The organism is Streptomyces sp. NBC_00370 (assembly GCF_036084755.1).
GTDB lineage: Bacteria > Actinomycetota > Actinomycetes > Streptomycetales > Streptomycetaceae > Streptomyces.
The window spans coordinates 6,934,483-6,960,313 of record NZ_CP107968.1; the positions used below are offsets into that span (position 1 = coordinate 6,934,483).

Below are 25,831 nucleotides of genomic sequence, written 5' to 3' on the forward strand. Positions count from 1 at the left end.
ATGGTCCCCGGTACACAGATGGTCCCCGGTGTGACGGCGCACGCCGGTGCCAAGAGAGCGCCTCGCGCTCCTCGGTGACCCGCAGGTACGAACAGCCCACTTCTGGAGGACTTTCGTGCACAGAAAACGTCTCAGAGCCAGACCACTCCTCGCACTGCTCACCGGCGCGCTGCTCGCCGTCGGCAGCCTCAGCGCCGTCCCCGCCGTCGCGGCGGACCCGACCACCCGCCACGAGGAAGAGCCGGCCGCCGACCCCAGCTTCCAGCAGGTGACCCTCGCGAAGGGCGCCGACGAGGTGGGCGAGCCGATGTCGCTCGCGGTCCTGCCGGACCGGCAGGTGCTGCACACCTCGCGTGACGGCACACTGCGGATCACCGACGCGGCGGGCACCACCAAGGTCGCCGGCACGCTGGAGGTCTACAGCCACGACGAGGAAGGTCTGCAGGGCGTCGGCGTCGACCCCGGCTTCGCGCAGAACCGCGCGATCTACCTGTACTACGCGCCCAAGCTGAACACCCCCGACGGCGACGCCCCCGAGAACGGCACCGCCGCCGACTTCGCACCCTTCGACGGGTACAACCGCCTCTCGCGCTTCACACTGAACGCGGACGGCACCCTCGACAAGGCGAGCGAGAAGAAGGTCCTCGACGTCGCGACGTCACGCGGAACCTGCTGCCACGTCGGCGGCGACATCGCGTTCGACGGCGAAGGAAACCTGTACCTGTCGACCGGCGACGACACCAACCCCTTCGCCTCCGACGGCTACACGCCCATCGACGAACGCCCGGACCGCAACCCGGCGTTCGACGCGCGGCGGAGCGCCGGAAACTCCAACGACCTGCGCGGCAAGGTGCTGCGCGTCAAGGTCGCCGACGACGGCTCGTACACGATCCCCGAGGGCAACCTCTTCGCTCCCGGCACGGACAAGACCCGCCCCGAGATCTACGCGATGGGCTTCCGCAACCCGTTCCGGCTGTCGGTCGACAAGAAGACCGGCGTCGTCTACGTGGGCGACTACGGCCCCGACGCGGGGGCGGCCTCGCCGACCCGCGGTCCCGGCGGCCAGGTCGAGTTCGCCCGGATCACCGAGGCGGGCAACTTCGGCTGGCCGTACTGCACGGGCAACAACGACCCGTATCTGGACTACGACTTCGCGACCGGGACGTCGGGCGCCGCCTTCGACTGCGCAGCGCCGAAGAACACCTCGCCGCACAACACGGGTCTCACCGACCTGCCGCCGGCCCAGGCGGCCTGGATCCCCTACGACGGCGGCAGCGTCCCGGAGTTCGGCAGCGGCTCCGAGTCCCCGATGGGCGGACCCGTCTACCGCTACGACGCCGAATCCGACTCCGCGGTGAAGTTCCCCGAGGAGTACGACGGCGACTTCTTCGCCGGTGAGTTCGGCCGGCAGTGGATCAAGCGGATCGAGCAGGGCGCCGACGGTACGGTCTCCAAGATCAACGACTTCCCGTGGACCGGTACCCAGGTCATGGACATGGAGTTCGGCCCCGACGGCGCGCTCTACGTACTCGACTACGGGCTCTCCTGGTTCGGCGGCGACGACAACTCCGCCGTCTACCGCATCGAGAACATCACCGGCGGACGTTCCCCTGTCGCGGTCGCCTCGGCCAACAAGACCTCGGGCACCGCGACCCTGCGGGTCAACTTCTCCTCCGCCGGTACCCAGGACCCGGACGGCGACGAGCTGACCTACGCGTGGGACTTCGGCGACGGAACCACCTCGACCGAGCCGAACCCGGCCCACCCGTACAAGAAGAACGGCACCTACACCGCGACCCTCACCGCGACCGACCCGGCAGGCCACACCGGCACCGCGTCCGTACGGGTGGTCGTCGGCAACACCGCGCCCAAGGTGACCCTGCAACTACCGGCCGACGGAGCGCTGTTCAGCTTCGGCGACGCGATCCCCTTCAAGGTCACCGTCACCGACCCCGAGGACGGCACGGCGATCGACTGCGCCAAGGTCACCGTCCGCTACATCCTCGGCCATGACAACCACGGCCATCCGATCACCTCGGCCAACGGCTGCGAAGGCACCATCACGGCGCCCGCGGACGCCGACCACGATCCCAACGCCAACATCTTCGGTGTGATCGACGCCGAGTACACCGACGGCGGAGGCGGCGGCCAGGCGGCACTCACCAGCCACGACGAGGCGCAGCTCCAGCCCCGTCACCGGCAGGCCGAGCACTTCACGAACTCGTCCGGGATCAGCACCCCGGCCAAGACGAGCGCCAACGGCGGCAAGACGGTCGGCGACATCGACAACGACGACTGGATCTCGTTCGCGCCGTACAACCTGACCGGCTCGAAGACACTGACCGCGCGGATCTCCTCCGCCGGCGCCGGCGGCTTCCTCGAAGTGCGCACCGGATCGCCCGACGGCAACCTGCTCGGCTCGGCCCCCATCCCGGTCACCGGCAGCTGGGACACCTTCCAGGACGTCGACGTCCCGCTGCGGGCCGTACCGAAGAAGTCCACGGAACTGTTCCTCGTCTTCAAGGGCGGCACGGGCGCGCTCTACGACCTGGACGACTTCCAGATCAGCGACCAGGCGCCCGGCAAGATCCAGAAGCGGGTGCTGGTCTTCTCCAAGACCGGCGGCTTCCGGCACGACGCGATCCCCGAGGGCATCGCGGCCCTGAAGGAACTGGGCAAGGACAACAACATCACGGTCGACACCACCGAGACCGCGGCCCAGTTCACCACCAACAACCTCGCCCGCTACGACGCGGTGGTCTTCATGTCCACCACCGGCGACGTGCTCGACGGGGCCCAGCAGGCCGCCTTCGAGAACTTCATCTCCACCGGCGGCGGCTATCTCGGCGTCCACGCGGCGGCCGACACCGAGTACGACTGGCCGTTCTACGGCGGCCTGGTCGGCGCCTACTTCCAGGGCCACCCGCAGATCCAGCCGGCCACGGTACGCGTCGAGGACCACACCAACCCGGCCACCGCGCACTTCGGTGACACCTGGGCGCACACCGACGAGCTGTACAACTACCGCACCAACCCGCGCTCCAAGGTCCGCGTGCTGGCCACCCTCGACGAAACCACGTACCAGGGCGGCACGATGCGCGGCGACCACCCGATCGCCTGGTGCCAGTCCTACGAGGGCGGCCGGTCCTTCTACACCGGACTCGGCCACACCAAGGAGTCCTACGCCGACCCCGACTTCCGTCAGCACCTGCTCGGCGGACTGCGGTACGCGGCAGGACAGGTCAAGGCCGACTGCGCGCCGAAGACGGGTTACCGGACCATCTTCAACGGGCAGACACTGGAGGGCTGGAAGCAGGCGGGCCCCGGCAAGTTCAACATCGCCGACGGTGAACTGCGCAGCGAGGGCGGCCTGGGCATGCTCTGGTACCAGCCCAAGCAGCTCGGCTCCTACTCGCTGAAGCTCGACTGGAAGCTCGACGGGGACGACAACTCCGGTGTGTTCGTGGGCTTCCCCGAGTCCGACGACCCCTGGTCGGCGGTGGACAACGGGTACGAGGTGCAGATCGACGCGACCGACGCGCCGGACCGCACCACCGGCTCGATCTACACCTTCAAGGCGGCCGACATCAAGGCCAGAGACCGGGTGCTGCGGCCGCCCGGCCAGTGGAACAGCTACGAGATCAAGGTCCAGGGTGAGCGTCTGCAGGTCTTCCTCAACGGAGTGAAGATCAACGACTTCACCAACACCGACCCTGCGCGGAGCCTGAAGGACGGCTACCTCGGCATCCAGAACCACGGTGCCGACGACCAGGCCGCCTTCCGGAACATCCAGCTCAGGGAACTGCCCTCCTAGGAAATCCAGGACGGGCAGCCGCTAGCCGGCGGCGGGCGGGGAGGCGCCGTACCCCCCGCCCGCCGCCCACCAACAACCACAGCACGACAGGCACATCAACGGCAGGGAGGCAGCCCGTGACCATCACCGAATCGACTGCAGCACGTACCGGAGTCTGGTTCGTCGGAGCGCGCGGCTCCGTCGCCACGACCGCCGTCGCGGGATGCGCGGCGGTCACCGCCGGGCTCCACCCGCCGACCGGCATGGTCACCGAGACCCCGCCGTTCGCGGCAGCCGGCCTCCCCGCCCTGTCCACCCTCGTCTTCGGCGGACACGACACGGCCAGCTGCCCGCTGCCCAAGCGCGCCGAGGAGCTGACCGCCGCCGGCGTCCTGCCGCACGGCCTGCCCGCCGCGGTCGGGGCCGAACTCGCCGCCGCCGACGAGGAGATACGCCCCGGCGGTCCGCAGGCCGGCGACACCCGCGACGACGACGAGCTGATCGCCGCCTTCGCCGAGGACATCGCCGGCTTCCGGCGCCGCACCGGCGTCGCCCGGGTCGTCGTCGTCAACGTCTCGTCCACCGAACCCCAGCCGGGCCCCGACGACCCACGGCTGCCCGCCAGTTCGCTGTACGCGGCGGCGGCCGTCCGGGCCGGCTGCGGCTACGTCAACTTCACCCCGTCCACCGGGCTGCGCACCGCCGCCCTCACCGACGCCGCTTCGGCAGGCGGGCTTCCCCACGCCGGCCGCGACGGCAAGACAGGCCAGACGCTGCTCCGTGCCGTGCTCGCCCCGATGTTCGTCCAGCGCGCCCTGACGGTACGGGCCTGGTCGGGCACCAATCTGCTGGGCGGCGGGGACGGGGCGGCGCTGGCCGACCCGGCGGCGGCAGCCGCCAAGAACGCCGGCAAGGAGCGGGTGCTCGCCGACACCCTGGGCGCGGCCCCCGAGGGCGAGGTGCACATCGACGACGTCCCCGCGCTCGGCGACTGGAAGACCGCCTGGGACCACATCGCCTTCGACGGCTTCCTCGGCTCGCGGATGATCCTCCAGACCATCTGGCAGGGCTGCGACTCGGCGCTCGCCGCTCCGCTGGTCCTCGACCTGGCCCGGCTGGTCGCCCGCGCCCACGAGCTGGGCCTCAGCGGACCCCTGCCCGAGCTGGGCTTCTACTTCAAGGACCCGGACTCCGGCCCCGCCGGTCTCTCCGAGCAGTTCGAGATACTGCTGGCCTTCGCCGACCGGCTGAAGGAGACCAGGTGAGCCTGCGCGCCTGGGCCGAACTGCTGCGGGTCTCCGCCCTGTTCACCGTCCCGGGCGACGCCCTGGCCGGCGCGGCGGCGACCGGCCTGCGGCCGAACCGCGGCACGGCGCTCTCGGTCGGCGCCGCGCTGTGTCTGTACGAGGCGGGCATGGCGCTCAACGACTGGGCGGACCGCGAGGAGGACGCGATCGAGCGTCCGCACCGGCCCATCCCGTCGGGCCGTATCTCCCCGGCCGCCGCCCTGACGGCGGCCGGGGCCCTGACGGCGGCGGGCCTCGCGCTGTCCGCCCGCGCGGGGCGCGCCTCACTGGCGGTGTCCTCCGCGCTCGCCGCCACGGTCTGGGCGTACGACCTGCGGCTGAAGCACACGGTGGCGGGCCCCGTCGCCATGGGCGCCGCCCGCTCACTCGACCTGGTGCTCGGCGCCGTCGCCACGGCGGCGGCCCGGGGCGGCGGCGGATCCGCGGCCGCCCGGAGCCTGCCGTCAGCGGCGCTGCTCGGCGCGCACACCGTCGCCGTCACGACCGTCTCCCGGCACGAGGCGCAGGGCGGCTCGGCGGCGGCGCCGCTCGCCGCGCTCGCCGCGACCGTGGCCCTCGGTGCCACGGTGGCCCGCCGGCCGGCGCCGACCCCGGCGGGCAGGACGACGCCCGCGCTGGGCGCCGCCTATGTCGCGACCGCGGCCAGGCCCCTCGCGCACGCCGTCCTCAACCCGTCACCGCCGCTCACCCAGCGCGCGGTCGGCGGCGGCATCCGGGCCATGATCCCGCTCCAGGCCGCCCTCGCAGCGCGCGGCGGCGCCCTCGGCAGCGCCCTCGCCGTCATGGGGCTCGTACCGCTCGCCCGCGTCTTCGGCCGGAAGGTGAGCGTCACATGAGCCTGCGCCTCGGATACGGCACCAACGGACTCACCGACCTGCGGCTCGACGACGCCCTCGGGCTGCTCGCCGACCTCGGGTACGAAGGGGTCGGGCTGACCCTCGACCACATGCACCTCGACCCGCTCGCCGACGACCTCGCGGCCCGCACCCGGCAGGTCGGGCGCAGACTCGGCGAACTGGGGCTCGGCGTCACCGTCGAGACCGGCGCCCGCTACGTGCTCGACCCGCGCCGCAAACACGGCCCCTCCCTGCTGGACCCGGACCCCGAGGGACGCGCCGCCCGGGTCGGGCTGCTGGTCACGGCCGTGCGGGTGGCGGCCGACCTCGGCGCGCACGCCGTGCACTGCTTCAGCGGGATCACCCCGCCGGGCACCGGCACGGACACCGCCTTCGAACGTCTCGAAGAGACCATGGCGCCGGTGCTGGCGGCCGCCGAGGCGGCGGGGGTCCCGCTCGCCGTCGAGCCGGAGCCGGGGCATCTCGTCGGCGACCTCGCGGGGTTCCACGAACTCCGGCGCAGACTCGGCGATCCCGGACTGCTCGGCCTCACCCTCGACCTGGGCCACTGCCAGTGCCTGGAGCCGCTGCCGCCCGCCGACTGCGTGCGCGCCGCCGCGCCCTGGCTGCGGCATGTGCAGATCGAGGACATGCGGCGCGGTGTGCACGAGCATCTGCCGTTCGGCGACGGCGAGATGGACTTCCCGCCGCTGCTCGAAGCGCTCGCGGAGGCCGACTACCAGGGGCTGACCGTCGTGGAGCTGCCGCGGCACTCCCACGCGGGACCCGAAATGGCCCGCACCTCCCTGGAGTTCCTGCGCGGCATCGTCACGAAGGGAGTACCGGCATGACCCCGCCCCTCACCCGCGACACGCTGGCCGCCCGGCTCGGCCCGGACGCGCGCGCCTGGCTCGACGGCGCGCTCACCGAAGCGGAGGCCGCCCCCGACAACGTTGCCTTCGCCCCCTGGGAGCTGCGCTTCGCCGCCGCCGGCCGGCACTGCGGCCAGGACAACGCCGACGACGTACGTACCCTGCTGCTCCAGCGGGCCGGCGCGGGAGTCGACACCCTGAACAGGCTCTACCACCAGGGCAACGCGGCCGAGCGGCGCGCCGTCCTGCTCTCCCTGCCCTACCGCGTGCCAGGACCCGACGCGCTGCCGCTCACCGAGGACGCCCTGCGCACCAACGACACCCGGCTCGTCGCAGCGGCCGTCGGACCGTACGCGGCGGCGCACCTCGACGCCCACGGCTGGCGGCACGCCATCCTCAAGTGCCTGTTCACCGGAGTCCCCGTCGACGCCGTCGACCGACTCGTCGAACGGGCCGCAGGGGACGCCGAACTGGCCAGGATGCTGGGCGACTTCGCCGCCGAGCGCACAGCGGCCGGCCGGGAGGTACCGGCAGACCTGCACCGCGTACTGACCCTGACGGGACTGGAGTCCTGATGCGCATCTTCGACCCCCACATCCACATGACCTCCCGCACCACGGACGACTACCAGGCGATGTACGCCTCCGGTGTCCGCGCCCTGGTCGAGCCGTCCTTCTGGCTCGGCCAGCCCCGTACCTCACCCGCCAGCTTCTACGACTACTTCGACGCGCTGCTCGGCTGGGAGCCGTTCCGCGCCGCGCAGTACGGCATCGCCCACCACTGCACCCTCGGTCTCAACCCCAAAGAGGCCAACGACCCGCGCTGTCTGCCCGTCCTGGAGGAGCTGCCCCGCTATCTCGTCAAGGACGGCGTCGTCGCCGTCGGCGAGCTGGGCTACGACTCGATGACCCCGGCCGAAGACCTGGCGCTCGCCGCGCAGTTGCAGCTGGCTGCCGACCACGGGCTGCCGGCGCTCGTGCACACCCCGCACCGGGACAAGCTCGCCGGTCTGCGCCGCACCGTCGACGTGATCCGGGAGTCCGTCCTCGCCCCCGACCGGGTGCTGCTCGACCACCTCAACGAGACGACCGTCAAGGACGCCGCCGAGAGCGGCAGCTGGCTCGGCTTCTCCATCTATCCCGACACCAAGATGGACGAGGACCGGATGGTCGCCGTGCTCAAGGCGCACGGCACGGAGAAGGTCCTGGTCAACTCCGCTGCCGACTGGGGCAAGAGCGACCCGCTCAAGACCCGCAAGGTCGCCGACGCGATGCTCGCCGCCGGCTTCACCGAGGACGACGTCGACCAGGTGCTTTGGCGCAACCCCGTCGCGTTCTACGGACTCAGCGGCAGACTCCAGCTGGACGTGCCCGCCCCGGAGGCCCTGCACGAGGGCAACTCCATTCTCCGCGGCGGGGAGTGAGCCCATGCGCTTCCGCCACCCCGACGGCTCCACCGTCCATCTCTCCTACTGCACCAACGTGCACCCCGCCGAGAACCTGGAAGGCGTGCTCGGCCAACTGCGCGACCACTGCGAGCCGGTACGCAAGCGGCTCGGCCGCGACCGGCTCGGCATCGGACTGTGGCTCGCCAAGGGCGCGGCCCAGGCCCTGATCAACGACCCGGCCCAACTGCGCGGCCTGCGGGCCGAACTGGACCGGCGCGGCCTCGAAGTCGTCACCCTCAACGGATTCCCCTACGAGGGATTCGGCGCCGAGGAGGTCAAGTACCGGGTCTACAAGCCCGACTGGGCCGATCCCGAACGGCTCTCGCACACCAGCGACCTGGCCCGGCTGCTGGCGGCCCTGCTGCCCGACGACGTCACCGAGGGCTCCGTCTCCACCCTGCCGCTCGCCTGGCGCACCACCTTCGACGAGGCAGCCGCCGACACCGCGCGGACCGCGCTGCGCACCCTGTCCGAACGGCTCGACGCGCTGGAGGAACTGACCGGCAAATCCATCAGGATCGCGCTGGAGCCCGAACCCGGCTGCACCGTCGAGACCACGGGCGACGCGATCGGCCCGCTCACCGACATCGCGAGCGACCGGATCGGCATCTGCGTCGACACCTGCCACCTCGCCACCTCCTTCGAGGACCCGGCGACCGCGCTCGCCGCACTGGAAGCCGCGCACATCGTCATCCCCAAGGCGCAGCTCTCCGCCGCCCTGCACGCCGAAGACCCGCATCTGCCCGAGGTGCGCGAAGCCCTCGGCGCCTTCGCCGAACCCCGCTTCCTGCACCAGACCCGCACCCGCACGGCGGCGGGACTGCGCGGCACCGACGACCTGGACGAGGCGCTGGGCGGCGGCACACTCCCGGACGGCGCGCCCTGGCGCTCGCACTTCCACGTCCCGCTGCACGCACCGCCCGCGCCACCGCTCACCTCGACCCTGCCGGTGCTCCAGGACACCCTCGCCCGCCTCGTCGGCGTCGCCGAACCGCGCACCCGCCACCTTGAGGTCGAGACCTACACCTGGCAGGCGCTGCCGGCCGAACTGCGCCCCCGCAGCCGCGGGCAGCTCGCCGACGGCATCGCCGCCGAACTCACCCTGGCCCGCGACCTGCTGGTCGACCTCGGCCTGAAGGAGCTGCCATGACCGACACCGGGCCCACCGCACCGGCCTCGCCCACCCCGCTGCTGGTGCTGGACGTCGTCGGACTCACCCCCCAACTGCTCGACCACATGCCGCATTTGAAGAAGCTCGCCGGAGCCGGCTCACAGGCCCCGCTGACCACGGTGCTGCCCGCCGTCACCTGCAGCGCCCAGTCGACCTTCCTCACCGGCACCCTCCCCGCCGAGCACGGCATCGTCGGCAACGGCTGGTACTTCCGCGAACTCGGCGACGTGCTGCTCTGGCGCCAGCACAACGGTCTGGTCTCCGGCGACAAGCTGTGGGACGCGGCCCGCCGCGCCCACCCCGGCTACACCGTCGCCAACGTGTGCTGGTGGTACGCGATGGGCGCAGACACCGACTACACCGTCACGCCCCGTCCGGTGTACTACGCCGACGGCCGCAAGGAGCCCGACTGCTACACCCGGCCGCCGGAGCTGCACGACGAACTCGAAGCCGAACTGGGCACGTTCCCGCTGTTCCACTTCTGGGGCCCCGGCGCCGACCTCGTCTCGTCGCAGTGGATCATCGACGCGACCCGGCACATCATCCGCACCCGCACCCCCGACCTGGCGCTGTGCTACGTACCGCACCTCGACTACGACCTCCAGCGCTTCGGGCCCGACGACCCGCGCTCGCTGCGGGCCGCCGCCGAACTCGACGCCGCGCTCGCGCCGTTGCTGGACGACGCGAAGGCCGAGGGCCGGGTCGTCGTCGCACTGTCCGAGTACGGCATCACCCGGGTCTCCCGCCCGGTCGACATCAACCGGGCGCTGCGCAGGGCCGGTCTGCTGGAGGTGCACACCCAGGACGGTATGGAGTACCTCGACCCGATGGCCTCCCGCGCCTTCGCCGTCTCCGACCACCAGATCTCGCACGTCTACGTACGGCGCCCGGAGGACATGGACGCCACGCGCGAGGCCTTGAAGGACCTCGCGGGGATCGAGGAACTGCTCGACGACGAGGGCAAGAAGCGCTACGGCCTCGACCACCCGCGCTCGGGCGAGCTGGTGGCCGTCGCCGAACCGGACGCCTGGTTCACGTACTACTACTGGCTCGACGACGACCGGGCCCCCGACTTCGCCCAGCTCGTCGAGATCCACCGCAAGCCGGGCTACGACCCCGTCGAACTGTTCATGGACCCCCTCGACCCGTACGTCAAGGTCAAGGCGGCCACGGCCATCGCCCGCAAGAAGCTGGGCATGCGCTACCGCCTCGCCGTCGTACCGCTCGACCCCGCCCCCATCCGGGGCAGCCACGGCCGCCTTCCGGCGAGCGACGAAGAAGGTCCGCTCATCCTGTGCTCGGCCCCCCACGCCGTCGGTGACCGTGTCGCGGCCACCGATGTGAAGTCCCTGCTGCTGACCCTCGCAGGACTGCACTGACACCGAAGGAGTTCCGCATATGAGCCGCAAGAAGTCCGTCGACCCCGAGCTCTCCCACCGCCTCAGCAGACGCAACATGCTCGGCGTCACGGCGGGAGCCGGCGCCGCGGCCCTGCTCGGCCTCTCGGCCGGTACCGCGGGAGCGGTCGGGAGCGCGGCCCAGGGGAAGGGCGCCGGCGCGACCCAGCCGGTCCTGCCCCCGAACCGCCTCGGCATCCAGCTCTACTCGCTGCGCGACAAGATCGCCGAGATCGGTTTCGCCGCCGTCTTCAAGGAGCTGGAGAGCTTCGGGTACGACGAGATCGAGTACGCGGGTTACACCCAGGGCATCGGCAACATCAGCGTGAAGCAGCTCGCCAGGCTCGCCAAGAGCTACGGGCTCAACGGCATCGGCAGCCATGTCAACTACGCCGACAGCAACCCGGACGGGTACAGCTTCGCGACCAAGCTGGAGCAGGTGCTCGACGACGCCGAGGCCCTGGGTCTCGAACACATCGGCACCGCTTCGAGCCCCGCGCGCTACGGCAACACCGTCGACGCGTACAAGCGCGCGGCCGAGGAGTTCAACACCTACGGCGAAGCGGCCAGGGCCCGCGGGATGAAGTTCTACCAGCACAACCACGGGGACGAGTTCGCCTTCGCGACGGACAACCCGAACGTGCGCCTCTACGACGTGCTGCTGGAGGAGACCGACCCGAAGTTCGTCTTCCTGGAGATGGACATCTACTGGGCCTACACCGGGCAGTTCCGCTTCAGTGTCACCCCGGAGGGCAAGCCCCGGCCGTTCGAGCCGATCGACTACGTGGTGCAGCAGCCGCACCGCTACCCGCTGTTCCACGTCAAGGACGGCGTGCACGACCCGGACTCCCGTGACGGGTACGACATGACGGACGTCGGGGACGGCGACATCGACTACAAGACCTTCATCCAGAAGGTCAACAAGACCAACAAGGGCCGCACGTACCACCACTGGCAGGTGGAGCACGACCAGCCGGTCGACTCCATCGCGTTCGCCCGCAAGTCGGCCGACCACCTGCACGCGCTGACCGAGAAGAAGAAGGGCTGACCCACCCCGCACACCGGGCGGCCCCCGGTACGGCTCGTCATGAGCCGTACCGGGGGCCGCCTTCCCGCGCCGTGGGGCAGGATGCCGCCGGTCAGACGGCCTCCCTGCTGACCGGCTGGGGATTGGGTTCGATCCCGCCCTTGCGGCCGCGCGGCAGCCCCGGATGTCGCAGGAACAGCGCCAGCCCGGCAGCGACCAGCGAGAGCACACCGGCGATCACATAGGCACCGTCGTAGCCCCAGGCGTCCACCGCCTCGGAGCCGAGCCCGCCGCCGAACAGTCCGCTGATCACCTTGCCGCTGTAGGCGATGCCGTAGTTGGTGGCGTTGTAGTTCTCCCCGAAGTAGTCCGGTGTGATCGAGGCGAACATCGGATAGAACGCGCCACCGCCGAATCCGGAGAAGAACGCGAACACCAGGAACATCACCTCGTTGTTGGCGTTGCCCGCCCACAACACACCGAACTGGGAGAACCCCAGCACCAGGATGACGAAGATCAGCGCGTTCTTACGGCCCCACAGGTCGGAGAGCCAGCCGACGACGCCGCGTCCCACCCCGTTGACCACCGACAGGATGCCGGCCGAGTTGGCGGCCACCAGCGGACCGAAGCCGACCTCCTTGGCGAACGGCACCTGGAAGGAGATGCCGAAGATGGAGACACCGGCAGTGATCACCAACAACAGCCATATCAGCGGCAGTTGACCGGTCCTGATGGCCTCCATCGGCCGGTACTGCTTGATCGCCGGCGGGTTCTTGATCAGGCTGCGCGCCGACTTGCCGACCCGTGCCTTCAGCGGGTCGACGGTGTCCGGCCACCAGTTCTTCGGCGGGTCCTTGAAGAACCAGCCGCTGATCGCCACCGCGACCAGCACCCACACCCCGATCAGGTCGAGCACCGTGTGGAAGTTGCTGGTGTCGAAGGCGAAGTTGAAGATGAAGATGAACGGAACGGCGCCGTAGGCGAAGCCGCCGTTGACGAACCCCGTCTTGCCGCCGCGCTTCTCGGGGAACCACTTGCCCACCATGTTGATACAGGTGGAGTAGACGAAGCCGGACCCGACCCCGCCCAGCACACCGAAGCCGATGATGGCCAGCCACACACTGTCGAAGTGGGAGATCGACAGGAAGCCCAGCAGCGCCAGCACCGAGCCGATCATCATCGCCGCGCGGGCCGACAGGATGCCCTTCTCCCGCATCCAGCCGGTCGGGAACGAGACCCCGGCCTGGAAGAAGGTCCACACCGAGAGGATCCAGAACGTGTTGCTCTGCGTCCAGCCGTGGGCGTCCGACAGGACGTCCTCCGCCGAACCGTACGCGTACTCGAAAACACTGATGCCCATCATCGCGAGCCACGGCAGGTACACCATCAGCTTGCGTGAGTGGCCGAGGATCTGCCGGTCGCTCTCACCGACCCGGTACACCCGGCCCTTGCTGTCCGTCACTTCCCGGTAGGCGACCGCCTCGGCGGTCGCTGACCCTTCGTTCTCTGTACTCATGTCTCCCCTTGGTCTCGAAAGAACTGGCCAGCGCCCCCTGTCCAAACCTTTCGTTCCTGAGGAGGCGGGTCAGGTGAGCAGCCCCGCCGCCCGAGCCCAGCGGTATTTCGCACCCAGCGCCTCGACGGGCCGCTCGGTGGTGTACGGATAGGCGACAACACCGCGCTCGAAGAGGTACGCGCACGCCTCTTCGACCTCGGTGTCGCCCGCAAGGGAAGCCACCACGGGCTTTTCGATGCCGCGCTCCCGGAACTCCGCCACGACCCGCGCCGTCAGTTCGGCGAAGACCATGGGGGGAGTGACGATGGTGTGCCAGTAGCCCAGCACGAGCGCGTGGATCCGGGGGTCCTCAAGACCCAGCCGGATGGTCTTCTCGTACGTGGACGGCGGCTCGCCGCCGGTGATGTCCACGGGGTTGCCCGCCGCGCCGAACGGCGGGATGAACTCACGGAACGCCGCGTCCAGGTCCGGCGGGATCTCCATCAGGGACAGGCCGTTGTCGACGATGGCGTCGGACAGCAGCACCCCCGAACCGCCCGCCCCGGTGATGATGACGACGTTGTCGCCCTTCGGCGTGGGGAGCACCGGCAGCGACCTGGCGTACTCCAGCATCTCGTTCAGCCCCGGCGCCCTGATCACACCCGCCTGGCGCAGGATGTCGTCGTACACCGCGTCGTCACCCGCCAGCGCGCCGGTGTGCGAGCCCGCCGCCCTGGCGCCGGCCGCCGTGCGGCCCGCCTTGAGGACCACGACCGGCTTCTTCGGCACGGTCGCCCGCGCCGCATCGACGAACGCCCTGCCGTCCTTCAGGTCCTCCAGGTGCATCGCGATGCACTTGGTGTTGGGGTCCTCGCCGAACCAGGTCAGCAGATCGTCCTCGTCCAGGTCCGACTTGTTGCCGAGCCCGACGATCGCCGACACACCCGTCCTGGTGGTCCTGGCGAACCCGAGGATCGCCATCCCGATGCCGCCCGACTGGGAGGTCAGCGCGACGCCGCCCTTGACGTCGTACGGGGTGCAGAAGGTCGCGCAGAGATCCTGCCAGGTGGAGTAGTAGCCGTAGATGTTCGGCCCGAGCATCCGTACGCCGTACTCCTCGGCTATCGCCACGATCTTCGCCTGGAGTTCGTGCTCGCCGGTCTCGGCGAAACCGGACGGGATCAGCACGGCGTTGGGAATGCCCTTGCGGCCGACCTCTTCCAGCGCGGCGGGGACGAACTTCGCGGGGATCGCGAAGACCGCCACATCGGGCTCCCCTGGCACGTCCATCACGCTCTTGTACGCCTTGCGGCCGAGAATGTCATCGGCTCTGGGATTCACCGGGTGGATCTCGCCCGGAAAACCTCCGTCGATGAGATTGCGCATCACCGAATTGCCGATCTTGCCCTGCTCGTTGGAGGCGCCGATCACCGTGACGGAGGCGGGCTTCATCAGCCTGCGCATCGACACGAGGATCTCCTCGCGGCCGAACTTCCGCCGCTCCACCGGGGCTTCGGTGGCCAGCAGGATCCGTACGTCCGCCGCCATCACCCCGTCCTGCGACGCGAACACCGGGTTGAGGTCGACCTCGGCGATCTCGGGAAAGTCCGAAGCCAGTTGGGACACCTTGACGACGAGGCCGGCGAGCGCCTCCCGGTCGACGGGCGGCGCGCCGCGCACACCGCGCAGGATCTCGGCGGCGCGTATCCCGTCGAGCATCGACAGCGCGTCGTCCCTGGACGCGGGCGCGAGCCGGAACGTGACGTCCTTCAGCACCTCGACCAGCACACCGCCGAGCCCGAAGGCCACGATCTTGCCGAAGGTCGGGTCGGTGACCGTGCCGATCAGCACCTCGGTGCCGGCCGGCACCATCTGCTGGACCTGTACGCCCAGGATGCGGGCGTCCGCGTCGTACGCCTTGGCGTTGGTGACGATCTCGGTGAAGACGGTCCGCACCTCGGCGGCCGACGTCACCCCGATCCGCACCCCGCCCGCGTCGGTCTTGTGCAGGATCTGCGGTGAGACGATCTTCATCGCGACCGGGAACCCCATCCGGTCGGCGAGCGCGACCGCCTCGTCCGCGCTCTCGGCCAGCGCCTCGGCCGGGGTCGGGATGCCGTAGGCGTCGGTGACCGCCTTGCCCTCGGGCGCGGTCAGTGCGGTACGTCCGTCCGCGAGCGCCGCCCGCAGCACCTCGCGCACCGCCTGCTGATCGGTCTTCGTACGGTCCGCCACTAGATGACTCCGTTCGTCTTGAGCAGGCGCAGTTCCGCGTCGTCGAGACCCAGCTCGCCGACGTACACCTCTTCGTTGTGTTCGCCGAGCAGCGGTGAACTCACCACGTCCACCGGCGAGTCGGAGAGCTTCAGCGGGCTGCCGACCGTGGTGAACGAGCCCCGCTGGGGGTGTGCGACCTCGACGACCATCTCGTTGGCCGCGAGCGAGGGGTCCTCGATGATCTCCTTGGTGGAGAGGATCGGGCCGCACGGGATGTTGTGCGCGTTGAGCTTCTCCAGCACCGCCCACTTGGGCAGGGTGGTCGTCCACTCCTCGATGAGCTGGAACATCTTGCCGAGCTTCGGCAGCCGGGCCTCCGGGGTCGCCCAGTCGGCGTCCTCGGTCAGCTCGGGCCGGCCGATCAGCTCGGTGAGGGGCTTCCAGCCGACGGGCTGCACGATGACGTACACGTAGTCGTTGGGTCCGCCGGGCGCGCACTTGACCGCCCAGCCCGGCTGCCCGCCGCCGCTGGCGTTGCCGCTGCGGGGCACCTCGTCGCCGAAGTCCTCGTTGGGGTACTCGGCGAGCGGACCGTGCGCGAGCCGCTGCTGGTCCCGCAGTTTGACCCGGCACAGATTGAGCACCGCGTGCTGCATCGCGACATTGACCCGCTGGCCGCGCCCGGTGCTCTCGCGCTGGAAGAGCGCGGCGAGGATGCCGGCGACGGCGTGCACCCCGGTGCCCGAGTCGCCGATCTGCGCGCCGGTCGCGAGCGGCGGACCGTCCTCGAAGCCGGTCGACGTCATCGAACCGCCCATCGCCTGCGCGACGACCTCGTACGCCTTGAAGTTGGTGTACGGGCCCTCGCCGAAGCCCTTGATGGAGGCGTAGACGATGCGCGGGTTGATCTCCTGGATCCGCTCCCAGGTGAAGCCCATCCGGTCGACGGCGCCGGGGCCGAAGTTCTCCACCAGCACGTCGGAGCGGCGGATCAGCTCGGTCAGGATCTCCTTGCCGCGCGGTGTCTTGGTGTTGAGTGTGATCGAGCGCTTGTTGCAGTTGAGCATGGTGAAGTAGAGCGAGTCGACGTCGGGGATGTCGCGGAGCTGCTTGCGGGTGATGTCGCCGGTCGGCGCCTCCAGCTTCACCACGTCCGCACCGAGCCAGGCGAGCAGCTGGGTGGCGGAGGGACCTGACTGCACATGGGTCATGTCGAGAACGCGGACGCCTGCCAGCGCCTTGGTCGTTTCCGTGGCCTGTAGAGCCTGGGTCATGTGAGGGCTCCTCTACTTGTACATGGTCTGGTTCATCGTTCCGGGGGCGTACGCGTCGGGGTCGACCCAGACGTTGATCAGCGACGGCAGCCCGGACTCGCGGGCGCGCCGCAGTGCGGGGGCGATGTCGGCGGGGTCGCGTACCTCCTCGCCGTAACCCCCCAGCATCTGGGCGAACTTGTCGTAGTGGACGTCGCCGAGGGTGTTGCCGACCCGCTCGCGTTCGTCGCCGTACTTGGCCTTCTGGCCGTAACGGATCTGGTTCATCGACGAGTTGTTGCCGACGATGCCGACGAACGGCAGGTTGTAGCGGACCAGCGTCTCGAAGTCCCAGCCGGTCAGCGAGAACGCGCCGTCGCCGAACAGCGCGACGACCTCCTTGTCGGGGCGTGCCTTCTTCGCCGCGAGGACGAAGGGGACGCCGACGCCGAGCGTGCCGAGCGGGCCCGGGTCCATCCAGTGGCCCGGCGACTTGGGCTGCACGACCTGCCCGGAGAAGGTGACGATGTCGCCGCCGTCGCCGATGTAGATCGAGTCCTCGGTCAGGAAGTCGTTGATCTCACTGACCAGCCGGTACGGGTGGATGGGGGAGGCGTCCGACTTCAGCGAGGGCAACCGCTTCTCGATCGCGCTCTGTTCGGCGGCCCGCAGCTCGTCCAGCCAGGCCTTGCGCTTGGCGGAACCGCCGTTGACACGCCCGCTCGCCGCCTGGGTCGCCGCAGCGAGGACGAGTCCGGCGTCGCCGACGATGCCGAGGTCGACGTCGCGGTTCTTGCCGACCGTGCGGTAGTCGAGGTCGATCTGGACGACGGTCGCGTCCGGCGAGAGCCGCTTGCCGTAGCCCATCCGGAAGTCGAAGGGCGTGCCGACGATGATGATGAGGTCGGCGTTGGAGAAGGCGTAGCGGCGCGAGAGCTGGAAGTGGTGCGGGTCGCCGGGGGGCAGGGTGCCGCGCCCGGCGCCGTTCATGTACGCGGGCACGTTGAGCGTCCGCACCAGGTCGATCGCGGAGTCCGTGGCCCGGGTCGTCCAGACCTGGCTGCCGAGCAGGATCGCCGGCTTCTCGGCGTGCACGAGCAGATCGGCCAGCTTCTCGATCGCCGCCGGGTCGCCGGGGGAGCGGGTCGACGCGCGGTAGCCGCCGGCCTGCGGGATCCGGGCGCTGGACAGCGGCACCTTGGCGTCCAGCACGTCGCGCGGTATCTCCAGGAACGACGGCCCGGGCGCGCCGTTGTAGCACTCGCGGAAGGCCATCGAGACCATGTCGGCCGCCCGCGCCGTGCCGGGCACGGTCGCGGCGAACTTGGTGATCGGGGTCATCATGTCGACGTGCGGCAGGTCCTGGAGCGAGCCCATCTTGTGCTGGCTCAGGGCCCCTTGGCCGCCGATGAGCAGCATCGGTGACTCGGCGCGGAACGCGTTGGCGACGCCGGTGACGGCGTCCGTCGTCCCCGGACCCGCCGTGACGACGGCGCAGCCGGGCTTGCCGGTGATCCGCGCGTAGCCGTCGGCCGCGTGGGCGGCCACCTGTTCGTGCCGTACGTCGACGACTTCGATGCCCTCGTCGACGCAGCCGTCGTAGATGTCGATGATGTGTCCGCCGCAGAGGGTGTAGATGACCTCGACACCCTCCGCCTTCAGCGCCTTGGCGACCAGATGACCACCGGAGATGAGTTCCTGGCTGTCGTCGGGCATGAGCGAGACCTGTCCCTTCGTAGGTGAGCGCCAATGCGCTCCCGGTATATTGTCTACAGTCTACGAATACTGTATGAAGCTTGTTATCCCGCATCTGGCGGACGGTGTCCAGGGGGCGTGCGGCACTTATCTCAAAAGGGAGCGGCATGGATCTGTACGAACATGAAGCAAGGGAACTCTTCGCGGACCACGGCATCCCGGTACCGGGAGCCGAGGTGGTGACGGCCGCCAGCGACGCCCGTGACGCCGCCGAACGGCTCGGCGGCCGGGTCGTCGTCAAGGCCCAGGTGAAGACCGGCGGCCGGGGCAAGGCGGGCGGGGTGAAGCTCGCCGCCGACCCGGCGGCGGCCGAACTCACCGCACGTCAGATCCTCGGGATGGACATCAAGGGCCACACGGTCCGCACGGTGATGCTCGCGCAACCCGTGGACATCGAGGCCGAGTTCTACGTCAGCTACGTCCTCGACCGGGCGGCGGGGACCTTCCTCGCCATCGCGTCGGCCGAGGGCGGCATGGAGATCGAGGAGGTCGCTGCCGGCCGGCCCGACGCGGTGGCCCGGATCCCTGTCGACCCGGCCGTCGGCGTCACCGCCACCAAGGCCGCCGAGATCGCATCGGCCGCCGGACTGCCGGCCAACACCGCGCCCGTCCTCCAGGCGCTCTGGCAGGTGCTGATCCGCGAGGACGCCCTGCTGGTCGAGGTCAACCCGCTGGTGCGCACCACCGAAGGACGGATCCTCGCCATCGACGGCAAGGTCACCCTCGACGACAACGCCCGCTTCCGGCAGGCACGTTGGGGCGAGGCCGAACCCGACCCCGGCGCCGATCCGCTGGAGGCGGAGGCGGCGGCGAAGGGCCTCAACTACGTGAAGCTCGACGGCGAGGTCGGCATCATCGGCAACGGCGCCGGACTGGTCATGTCCACCCTCGACGTGGTCGCCGGATGCGGCGCGCGGCCCGCCAACTTCCTCGACATCGGCGGCGGCGCGTCGGCGCAGGTGATGGCCGACGGGCTCTCCGTCATCCTCTCCGACCCGGCCGTCAGATCCGTCTTCGTCAACGTCTTCGGCGGGATCACCGCCTGCGACGCCGTCGCGAGCGGCATCGTCCAGGCCCTGGAGTCGGTGCGGCTGACCAAACCCCTCGTCGTACGGCTCGACGGCAACAACGCCGCCCGTGGCCGGGCGATCCTCCAGGAGCGCGCGCACCCCCTCGTCCAGCAGGCCACCACGATGGACGGCGCCGCCCGACAGGCCGCCGACCTGGCGAACGCCCGATAAGGAGAGACACCATGGCCATCTTCCTGACCAAGGAGAGCAAGGTCCTCGTCCAGGGCATGACGGGCGCCGAGGGCATGAAGCACACCCGCCGCATGCTCGCGGCCGGCACCGACGTGGTCGGCGGCGTCAACCCGCGCAAGGCGGGCCGCAGCGTCGACTTCGACGGCAGGGCCGTGCCCGTCTTCGGCTCGGTCGCCGAGGGCATCGAGGCGACGGACGCCGACGTCACCGTCCTGTTCGTACCGCCGCCCTTCGCCAAGGCCGCCGTCGTCGAGGCGGTCGACGCGGGCATCGCGCTCGCCGTCGTCATCACCGAAGGCATCCCCGTCCACGACGCGGTCGCCTTCCACGCCTACGCCAGGAACCACCACACCCGCGTCATCGGCCCCAACTGCCCGGGACTCATCAGCCCGGGCCAGTCCAACGCCGGGATCATTCCGGCGGACATCGCGGCCAAGCCCGGTAGGATCGGCCTCGTTTCCAAGTCCGGCACCCTCACCTACCAACTCATGTACGAGCTGCGGGAGATCGGCTTCTCCTCGGCGGTCGGCATCGGTGGTGACCCCGTCGTGGGCACCACCCACATCGACTGCCTCGCGGCCTTCGAGAGCGACCCCGACACCGAACTCATCGTGCTGATAGGCGAGATAGGCGGGGACGCCGAAGAGCGCGCCGCCGCCTACATCGCCGAGCGTGTCAGCAAACCGGTCGTCGGGTACATCGCCGGATTCACCGCGCCCGAGGGCCGGACGATGGGGCATGCGGGCGCCATCGTCTCCGGATCCTCAGGCACGGCCGACGCCAAGAAGCGGGCGCTGGAAGCCGTCGGCGTACGGGTCGGCTCCACACCGTCGGAGACCGCCCGACTGGTCCTGGACCAACTGGCGGCGCGCACCTAGGCGCTGTCGTTCGGATCTTGCCGGGCTCGCGGGGTCTGGTGCCTCGTCCGGCCTGATCCGAACGACAGGTCCGCACCGCACACGTCACACCGGCCGACACCTGCCGGGCCACGCACCTCCCGCCCAGTCCGAGCGGAGACCCTCAATGGCACCCACCCTCCTGTCGACCCCGACCTCCACCCCGGCCCTCGCGGTCAAACCAGGCACGTCCTGGTCCGACGCGTGGCAGCGCTGCCTCGCCGTCGCCCCCGAAGCGTTCGACGACGACCGCGTACGCAACCTGTGGGCGGCGACCTGGCAGCGCGAAGGCCGCGCCCTGCCCGCGACCAGCCCCGTCGACGGCAGTCCCATCGCGGGACCGCCCCGGATCGACGCGCCCACCGCCCAGCAGGCGGTGCGCGCCGGTCTTGACCAGCACCGTGCCTGGCGGCACGTCCCGCTGCCGGAGCGCACGGCGCGCGTCGCCGCCACCCTCGACGCGCTCACCGAACACCGCGAACTGCTCGCCCTGCTCCTCGTCTGGGAGATCGGCAAGCCGTGGCGGCTCGCCCAGGCCGACGTCGACCGTGCGATCGACGGCGTCCGCTGGTACGTCGAGGGGATCGACCCGATGCTGGCGGGCCGCGTTCCACTCGCCGGGCCCGTCTCCAACATCGCCAGCTGGAACTACCCGATGTCCGTGCTCGTCCACGCCATGCTCGTCCAGGCGCTGGCCGGCAACGCGGTCATCGCCAAAGCCCCGACCGACGGCGGAGTGGCCTGTCTGACCCTGGCCTGTGCGCTCGCCGTCCGCGAAGGGCTGCCGGTCACCCTGGTCAGCGGCAGCGGCAGGGAACTGTCCGAACCGCTCGTGGCCGCACCGGAGATCGGCTGTGTCTCCTTCGTCGGCGGCCGGGACACCGGCGCCGGCATCGCCACCGCCGTCGCCGACCTCGGCAAGCGCCATGTCCTCGAACAGGAAGGACTCAACACCTGGGGAATCTGGGACTTCACCGACTGGCCGGCGCTGACCGCCGTCGTCCCCAAGCTCTTCGACTACGGCAAACAGCGCTGCACCGCGTACCCGCGCTTCGTCGTGCAGCGCTCGCTGTTCCCCGACTTCCTCGCCGCCTACCTGCCGGCCGTACGCGACGTACGCCTCGGCCACCCGCTCGCCGTCGAACACCCCGACGACCCCCTGCCGGAACTGGACTTCGGCCCGCTCATCAACGCGGCCAAGGCCAGGGAACTCGGCGACCAGGTCGCCGACGCCGTCGACCGCGGCGCCGTACCCCTGCACCGGGGGACGCTGTCGGCGGGCCGCTTCCTGCCGGGCCAGGACACCAGCGCCTATCTGGCCCCGGTCACCCTGCTCGCACCGCCCCCTTCGTCGCCGCTGCACCACGCGGAACCCTTCGGCCCGGTCGACACCATCGTCCTGGTCGACACGGAGGCGGAGCTGCTGGCCGCGATGAACGCGTCGAACGGCGCGCTCGTGGCCACCCTGTCCACCGACGACCCGGCGGTCTACGCCCGGCTGGCACCCCAGATCCGGGCGTTCAAGGTCGGCCACGGCAAACCCCGCTCACGCGGTGACCGCGAAGAACTCTTCGGCGGCTTCGGCCACTCCTGGCGCGGCGCCTTCGTCGGCGGCGACCTGCTCGTACGGGCGGTGACGGACGGCCCGGACAACGGCCGGCCGCCGGGCAACTTCCCGGACTATCACCAGATGCCCTGACCGCCACGGGACATCGGGCACCGGGCGCTCCGGCACACTCGGCGGAGCGCCCGGTGCCACTCCTGACCACCGGATATACGGGTGAGACCGGCCACGATCCCCTGGTATCGTTGGTCACGTCGCCGCAGCGGAAACGCTCCGGTTCGACCACTCGTCCGGGTGGCGGAATGGCAGACGCGCTAGCTTGAGGTGCTAGTGCCCTTTATCGGGCGTGGGGGTTCAAGTCCCCCCTCGGACACCATGGGGACGTTCACGAGACCGTCCCAATACGTTCACGAATTACCGGTGGAGTCATGTGACTCACCGGTATTTCGTCGTTCCTGGGGCCTTCAGGTCATGTGATCGGCTGAGTAAGGGGTTGGTGCGGTGGCGACCCGGGTGCTGCACCTCCCACCTGCGAAAACAGGACATGCCTGTGTGACGGCTGATGGCCGTCACACAGGCATGTGTCGTTTTCAGGGGCTGGAGAACCGCAGGGATGCGTCACTCACGTGGCGGAGGCTCGAGCGGCTCGGTCGGAAGCGATTGCACTTCGAGCGGGTCGGAGGGTCGGCCGGCGTCGTCGGTTGCGGGGCCGTGCGTGCTGGTTTTGCGGGGCCGAATGCCCTGGTCGCGGCGGAATCGTTTGATAGCCCTGAGGTTCGCCACGAAGATGATCACGGCGTTGAGCAGCGTCTGCGCGACGCGTCCGTGCGGCAGGCGAAACTGGGGGTTGTCGATGCTGTCGAGGGCGGACTTCTTGAGGTTTCCGTTGCCGCCCTCGTTCTGACTGCGCAGTCCAGACCAGGCTTCCTGCCACCGAGCGGTGAACAGCGGGTATTTCTGCCGCCACTTGGCCAGCACCTTGCCTGGGACGGTGATGCTCTTCCCTGCGCAGATGTCGGGGTAGTTGCTGATGTCCCGCTTGGGCTTAGGGACCGTGGGCAGAGCGGCTGCCGTGCGGATGGTAGGGGCGTCGAGGTCAACGATGGCAGAAGGGCGCGGTTGGGGGCGGCGGTAGCACGTGACCGTGGCATGTGGTCCGAGGGCCGGGCACTGTCGGCGTTGGTCGCCCGCGAGCCCGTATTCTTTGACCTTGGTTTGATAATCCCGTCGGGAATAGATCAGATTGAGTGCGTGGGCGCGCTCCTCGTCCGTGCGGCTCTTGATGTAAGTCGTGCCTGCGGTGACGAGCGGGGCGGGCATCAACGGGCAGTAGAACTCGCCGCCGACCAGCTGCATACCGCGGAAGTCTCCTTGCCGGTCGACTTTGTCGTCGTTATTGTGCTTCACCGCGTTGAGGCCGAGTTTGAGCAGCTGCAGATGCAGGTTGCGAGGCTTGGCCTGGGAGATGCCCCGATCGGCGCAGAAGAGGTTGTTGATCATGCCTCGCTCGAAGGCCGGTTGGATAGCGCGGAGCGCGGCTGGGCCGGGTTCGGTGCCCGGAGTGTGGAGGATCATGCCGAGACAGACTGCCGGGTAAGCGCCAGCGAGGTCGCCGTGGCCGTGGCCGGGAAACGCGGCCACCATGGCGTAGCGGAACTCCCTCTTCTCCGACACCTTGGTCTCCTGCTGCGCGGGTTTGGTCTCACGAGTTGCCGGTTTGTTGGCTGCGCCGCGTCGGGTGCCGGTGTTGGTGGGGATCGCTGCTCCGGCAGGATGAACCGGTGGCTTCTGCGTTCCTCCTTTTACGTACATCCCGGCGGTGATCTCAAGCGAGGCCCGGTCTCTGCGGTAGTCCGGCGCTTTGCCCCAGACCGGAACCGGCGTGTCGTCGACCGCGATGTGACCGGGCCAGCGAGTGAAATCGCCGCTGTGGTACGAGGCCATGACCGGGGCGAGAATCAGGTCCTGGGCGATGGCTTCCAAGTTACGCACGGTGTTTTCGTTGGCGCGGGCGTTCCACTTCCGCCGGATCTTCTTGGCCTCGCTGAGGGGCAATCGCTTGCGGCGGTCGTGCGGTGCCGGGTCGAGGCGCTTGGTCATCGACGCCCAGGACCGGTAGACCCGTTTAGACATTGCGTACTGCTGGTGCGCGATGCGGTCGACCTCCTCTCTGGTGGCGTCCTCAGGGATGCCCAGGTCGATATCGGGAACATCGAGCAGGTCCTTGGCCCCGGGGGACAGCGCGAAGAAGAGCGTCTCCCAGGCGTCGTCGATGTTCGCGCTCTTGCCCATGTACTGGGACAGGATCAGGCCGATCAATACCGTCCGGAAGGGGATGCCCTTCGGCCCCGGCTTGTGGTCGTCGGAGGGGAGGCGCTCCAGTGCGCCGCTGTGCCGCACAAGGTCGAAAACCTCGTTCACCACGCGATCGTTGAGAGTACGGCCGGGAGCTTGCGGTGCGGGGCGTAAGGCGAGACCGGTACGCCGGCAGGGTTTTTTCTCTGGGTTCTTCCTGCTCATGCCGCCGCTCCCCGCAACAGATCAAATGCTTCCGCTTCGGGCACGTCGTGGAGGAAGACGAGGTAGCGCGAGAGGCTGTGCAATGTCGCGAGGCCCGACGCCCTGAGGATCACCTGCAGTGGAATGCCCGCATTGAGCAGATCTGCGAGCCACGTAGTGCGCAACCGCTGGGCCTGCAGCACCGCACCATCACAACGGCCGATGATTCGCGGGTGCTTGGCGAGCCAGTCCGATGCGATGTGCTTGCTGGTCCGGTCCTGCCAGTCCGGTCGGAAGGCGTACGTGTCTGCGGGGATATCTGCGGCTTTTGCCAGCAGCAGTTCCTCGTAGGCGTAGCGGCACACGACGGTGCGCGGCCTGCGCCCGTGAACCTTGACCAGCGCCCGTCCGGTTGGGCCAGCGTGGATGTCCCGCCCCTGAACGTGCACAAGGTCCTCGACGGCGAGACCGCACCCAATGCCGAGACAGAAGAGCAGACAAGCGTTGCGCCGCTGAGCCGGGGTGGGCAGGCTCTGCGCCCAGATCAACCAGTGGGCGACTTCCGTCGGCGGGTAGGGAGCCACCGGGGTCGCGGCAGCCTTCAACCGGATCGGCGGATGCTGTCCGAGTTGATCCAGCAGGAACGCTTCGGAAACCCGGCGCAGCTGACTGCTGCAGCTCCGCTGGCTGTTGGCCGCCGTGCCGCGGCAGCCGATGAGGATGAACCGTTCAACGGTGCTCTGGTCAAGGATCACCGAGGGTTCCAGTGGGAGGCCCTGGGTCTCAACCCAGGCGACCAGTCGCGCGAGGCGCGTCATGATCGCATCCGGGCCGTAAGGGCCGGCTGCAACGGCCAGGAAACCCAGAGAGCGAACGACCGGCGCGATGCGGCCCCACTGGGTAGGCGGCACCGTCTCCGGCCTTGGCGAGTACGCCAACAGACGATTCGACACAGCGACCTCCAGGCGCAGGGTCCATGACGTATGGCCGGTTAACCGGTCACTGGTGTCAGTGTCGATCACAATCTGAAGGAACGCATC

At 69.7% G+C, this 25,831-nt stretch carries 18 protein-coding genes and 1 tRNA gene; 13 read left to right on the forward strand and 6 right to left on the reverse strand.

All coding sequences use genetic code 11. The features are described 5' to 3' along the window. Positions 1–115: 115 nt before the first annotated feature. From OHS57_RS30955 to OHS57_RS30995, 9 genes are all read left to right on the forward strand, one after another. Entirely contained in the window at positions 116–3,814 is a 3,699-nt protein-coding gene (locus OHS57_RS30955) for a ThuA domain-containing protein (protein ID WP_041992745.1), read from the forward strand. A 116-nt stretch (positions 3,815–3,930) separates the two neighbouring features. Next, positions 3,931–5,058 carry an inositol-3-phosphate synthase gene (locus OHS57_RS30960; RefSeq protein WP_328584028.1) on the forward strand — a complete coding sequence of 376 codons (1,128 nt, stop codon included), beginning with the start codon at positions 3,931–3,933 and terminating at the stop codon, positions 5,056–5,058. Beyond that, the gene (locus tag OHS57_RS30965; protein ID WP_328584029.1) at positions 5,055–5,936 is read left to right on the forward strand and encodes an SCO3242 family prenyltransferase; all 882 of its coding nucleotides are present in this window, start codon (positions 5,055–5,057) and stop codon (positions 5,934–5,936) included. The genes OHS57_RS30960 and OHS57_RS30965 overlap by 4 nt, the downstream gene beginning before the upstream one ends. Beyond that, on the forward strand, positions 5,933–6,787 hold the full coding sequence (locus OHS57_RS30970; protein WP_041992748.1) for a sugar phosphate isomerase/epimerase family protein: 855 nt from the start codon (positions 5,933–5,935) through the stop codon (positions 6,785–6,787). The genes OHS57_RS30965 and OHS57_RS30970 overlap by 4 nt, the downstream gene beginning before the upstream one ends. Continuing rightward, positions 6,784–7,383, forward strand: a complete 600-nt coding sequence (locus tag OHS57_RS30975) for an EboA domain-containing protein (protein WP_328584030.1) — start codon at positions 6,784–6,786, stop codon at positions 7,381–7,383. Before OHS57_RS30970 ends, OHS57_RS30975 begins: the two co-directional genes overlap by 4 nt. Further along, positions 7,383–8,231 (forward strand): TatD family hydrolase, encoded by an 849-nt coding sequence (locus OHS57_RS30980; protein ID WP_041992754.1) that lies wholly within the window; start codon positions 7,383–7,385, stop codon positions 8,229–8,231. The genes OHS57_RS30975 and OHS57_RS30980 overlap by 1 nt, the downstream gene beginning before the upstream one ends. A gap of 4 nt (positions 8,232–8,235) precedes the next feature. After that, positions 8,236–9,405, forward strand: a complete 1,170-nt coding sequence (gene eboE, locus OHS57_RS30985) for a metabolite traffic protein EboE (RefSeq protein WP_328584031.1) — start codon at positions 8,236–8,238, stop codon at positions 9,403–9,405. After that, a complete protein-coding gene (locus OHS57_RS30990; protein ID WP_328584032.1) occupies positions 9,402–10,805 on the forward strand; it encodes a nucleotide pyrophosphatase/phosphodiesterase family protein in 1,404 nt (467 codons plus the stop codon). Before eboE ends, OHS57_RS30990 begins: the two co-directional genes overlap by 4 nt. A 19-nt stretch (positions 10,806–10,824) precedes the next feature. Continuing rightward, positions 10,825–11,871: a sugar phosphate isomerase/epimerase family protein gene (locus OHS57_RS30995; RefSeq protein ID WP_328584033.1), complete on the forward strand. Its 1,047-nt coding sequence runs from the start codon at positions 10,825–10,827 to the stop codon at positions 11,869–11,871. Between the two features lie 91 nt (positions 11,872–11,962). Here OHS57_RS30995 and OHS57_RS31000 read toward each other — a convergent pair whose 3' ends face one another. From OHS57_RS31000 to OHS57_RS31015, 4 genes are all read right to left on the reverse strand, one after another. Continuing rightward, positions 11,963–13,366 carry an OFA family MFS transporter gene (locus OHS57_RS31000; RefSeq protein WP_041992764.1) on the reverse strand — a complete coding sequence of 468 codons (1,404 nt, stop codon included), beginning with the start codon at positions 13,364–13,366 and terminating at the stop codon, positions 11,963–11,965. Between the two features lie 69 nt (positions 13,367–13,435). After that, positions 13,436–15,580, reverse strand: coding sequence for an acetate--CoA ligase family protein (locus tag OHS57_RS31005; protein ID WP_328584034.1), 2,145 nt, complete (start codon positions 15,578–15,580; stop codon positions 13,436–13,438). Next, positions 15,580–16,836 carry a formyl-CoA transferase gene (frc, locus tag OHS57_RS31010; protein ID WP_328584035.1) on the reverse strand — a complete coding sequence of 419 codons (1,257 nt, stop codon included), beginning with the start codon at positions 16,834–16,836 and terminating at the stop codon, positions 15,580–15,582. Before frc ends, OHS57_RS31005 begins: the two co-directional genes overlap by 1 nt. Before the next feature lie 12 nt (positions 16,837–16,848). Beyond that, positions 16,849–18,531, reverse strand: a complete 1,683-nt coding sequence (locus OHS57_RS31015; protein WP_041992768.1) for a thiamine pyrophosphate-binding protein — start codon at positions 18,529–18,531, stop codon at positions 16,849–16,851. A gap of 146 nt (positions 18,532–18,677) precedes the next feature. On the opposite strand from OHS57_RS31015, the gene sucC reads away from it, so the two are divergent. The 4 genes from sucC (at position 18,678) to OHS57_RS31035 (ending at position 22,668) form a co-directional block, all read left to right on the forward strand. After that, the gene (gene sucC, locus OHS57_RS31020) at positions 18,678–19,811 is read left to right on the forward strand and encodes an ADP-forming succinate--CoA ligase subunit beta (RefSeq protein ID WP_328584036.1); all 1,134 of its coding nucleotides are present in this window, start codon (positions 18,678–18,680) and stop codon (positions 19,809–19,811) included. An 11-nt stretch (positions 19,812–19,822) separates the two neighbouring features. After that, positions 19,823–20,710 carry a succinate--CoA ligase subunit alpha gene (sucD, locus tag OHS57_RS31025; RefSeq protein ID WP_328584037.1) on the forward strand — a complete coding sequence of 296 codons (888 nt, stop codon included), beginning with the start codon at positions 19,823–19,825 and terminating at the stop codon, positions 20,708–20,710. Positions 20,711–20,855: 145 nt separating this feature from the next. Then, on the forward strand, positions 20,856–22,427 hold the full coding sequence (locus OHS57_RS31030; protein WP_328584038.1) for an aldehyde dehydrogenase family protein: 1,572 nt from the start codon (positions 20,856–20,858) through the stop codon (positions 22,425–22,427). Positions 22,428–22,580: 153 nt separating this feature from the next. Beyond that, positions 22,581–22,668: transfer RNA gene (locus OHS57_RS31035), tRNA-Leu, on the forward strand. Positions 22,669–22,910: 242 nt separating this feature from the next. On the opposite strand, the gene OHS57_RS31040 is transcribed toward OHS57_RS31035, so the two are convergent. Together OHS57_RS31040 and OHS57_RS31045 are read right to left on the reverse strand one after the other, a co-directional pair. After that, on the reverse strand, positions 22,911–24,812 hold the full coding sequence (locus OHS57_RS31040; RefSeq protein ID WP_328584039.1) for a hypothetical protein: 1,902 nt from the start codon (positions 24,810–24,812) through the stop codon (positions 22,911–22,913). Then, positions 24,809–25,813, reverse strand: coding sequence for a hypothetical protein (locus tag OHS57_RS31045; protein ID WP_328584040.1), 1,005 nt, complete (start codon positions 25,811–25,813; stop codon positions 24,809–24,811). The genes OHS57_RS31040 and OHS57_RS31045 overlap by 4 nt, the downstream gene beginning before the upstream one ends. Between the last annotated feature and the right edge of the window lie 18 nt (positions 25,814–25,831).

Coding starts and splice junctions, on each gene's coding strand:
- OHS57_RS30970 (WP_041992748.1), top strand. CDS start 5,933: ATGAGCCTGCGCCTCGGATACGGCACCAACGGACTCACCGACCTGCGG.
- OHS57_RS30975 (WP_328584030.1), top strand. CDS start 6,784: ATGACCCCGCCCCTCACCCGCGACACGCTGGCCGCCCGGCTCGGCCCG.
- OHS57_RS30980 (WP_041992754.1), top strand. CDS start 7,383: ATGCGCATCTTCGACCCCCACATCCACATGACCTCCCGCACCACGGAC.
- eboE (WP_328584031.1), top strand. CDS start 8,236: ATGCGCTTCCGCCACCCCGACGGCTCCACCGTCCATCTCTCCTACTGC.
- OHS57_RS30990 (WP_328584032.1), top strand. CDS start 9,402: ATGACCGACACCGGGCCCACCGCACCGGCCTCGCCCACCCCGCTGCTG.
- OHS57_RS30995 (WP_328584033.1), top strand. CDS start 10,825: ATGAGCCGCAAGAAGTCCGTCGACCCCGAGCTCTCCCACCGCCTCAGC.
- OHS57_RS31000 (WP_041992764.1), bottom strand. CDS start 13,366: ATGAGTACAGAGAACGAAGGGTCAGCGACCGCCGAGGCGGTCGCCTAC.
- frc (WP_328584035.1), bottom strand. CDS start 16,836: ATGACCCAGGCTCTACAGGCCACGGAAACGACCAAGGCGCTGGCAGGC.
- OHS57_RS31015 (WP_041992768.1), bottom strand. CDS start 18,531: ATGCCCGACGACAGCCAGGAACTCATCTCCGGTGGTCATCTGGTCGCC.
- sucC (WP_328584036.1), top strand. CDS start 18,678: ATGGATCTGTACGAACATGAAGCAAGGGAACTCTTCGCGGACCACGGC.
- sucD (WP_328584037.1), top strand. CDS start 19,823: ATGGCCATCTTCCTGACCAAGGAGAGCAAGGTCCTCGTCCAGGGCATG.
- OHS57_RS31030 (WP_328584038.1), top strand. CDS start 20,856: ATGGCACCCACCCTCCTGTCGACCCCGACCTCCACCCCGGCCCTCGCG.
- OHS57_RS31040 (WP_328584039.1), bottom strand. CDS start 24,812: ATGAGCAGGAAGAACCCAGAGAAAAAACCCTGCCGGCGTACCGGTCTC.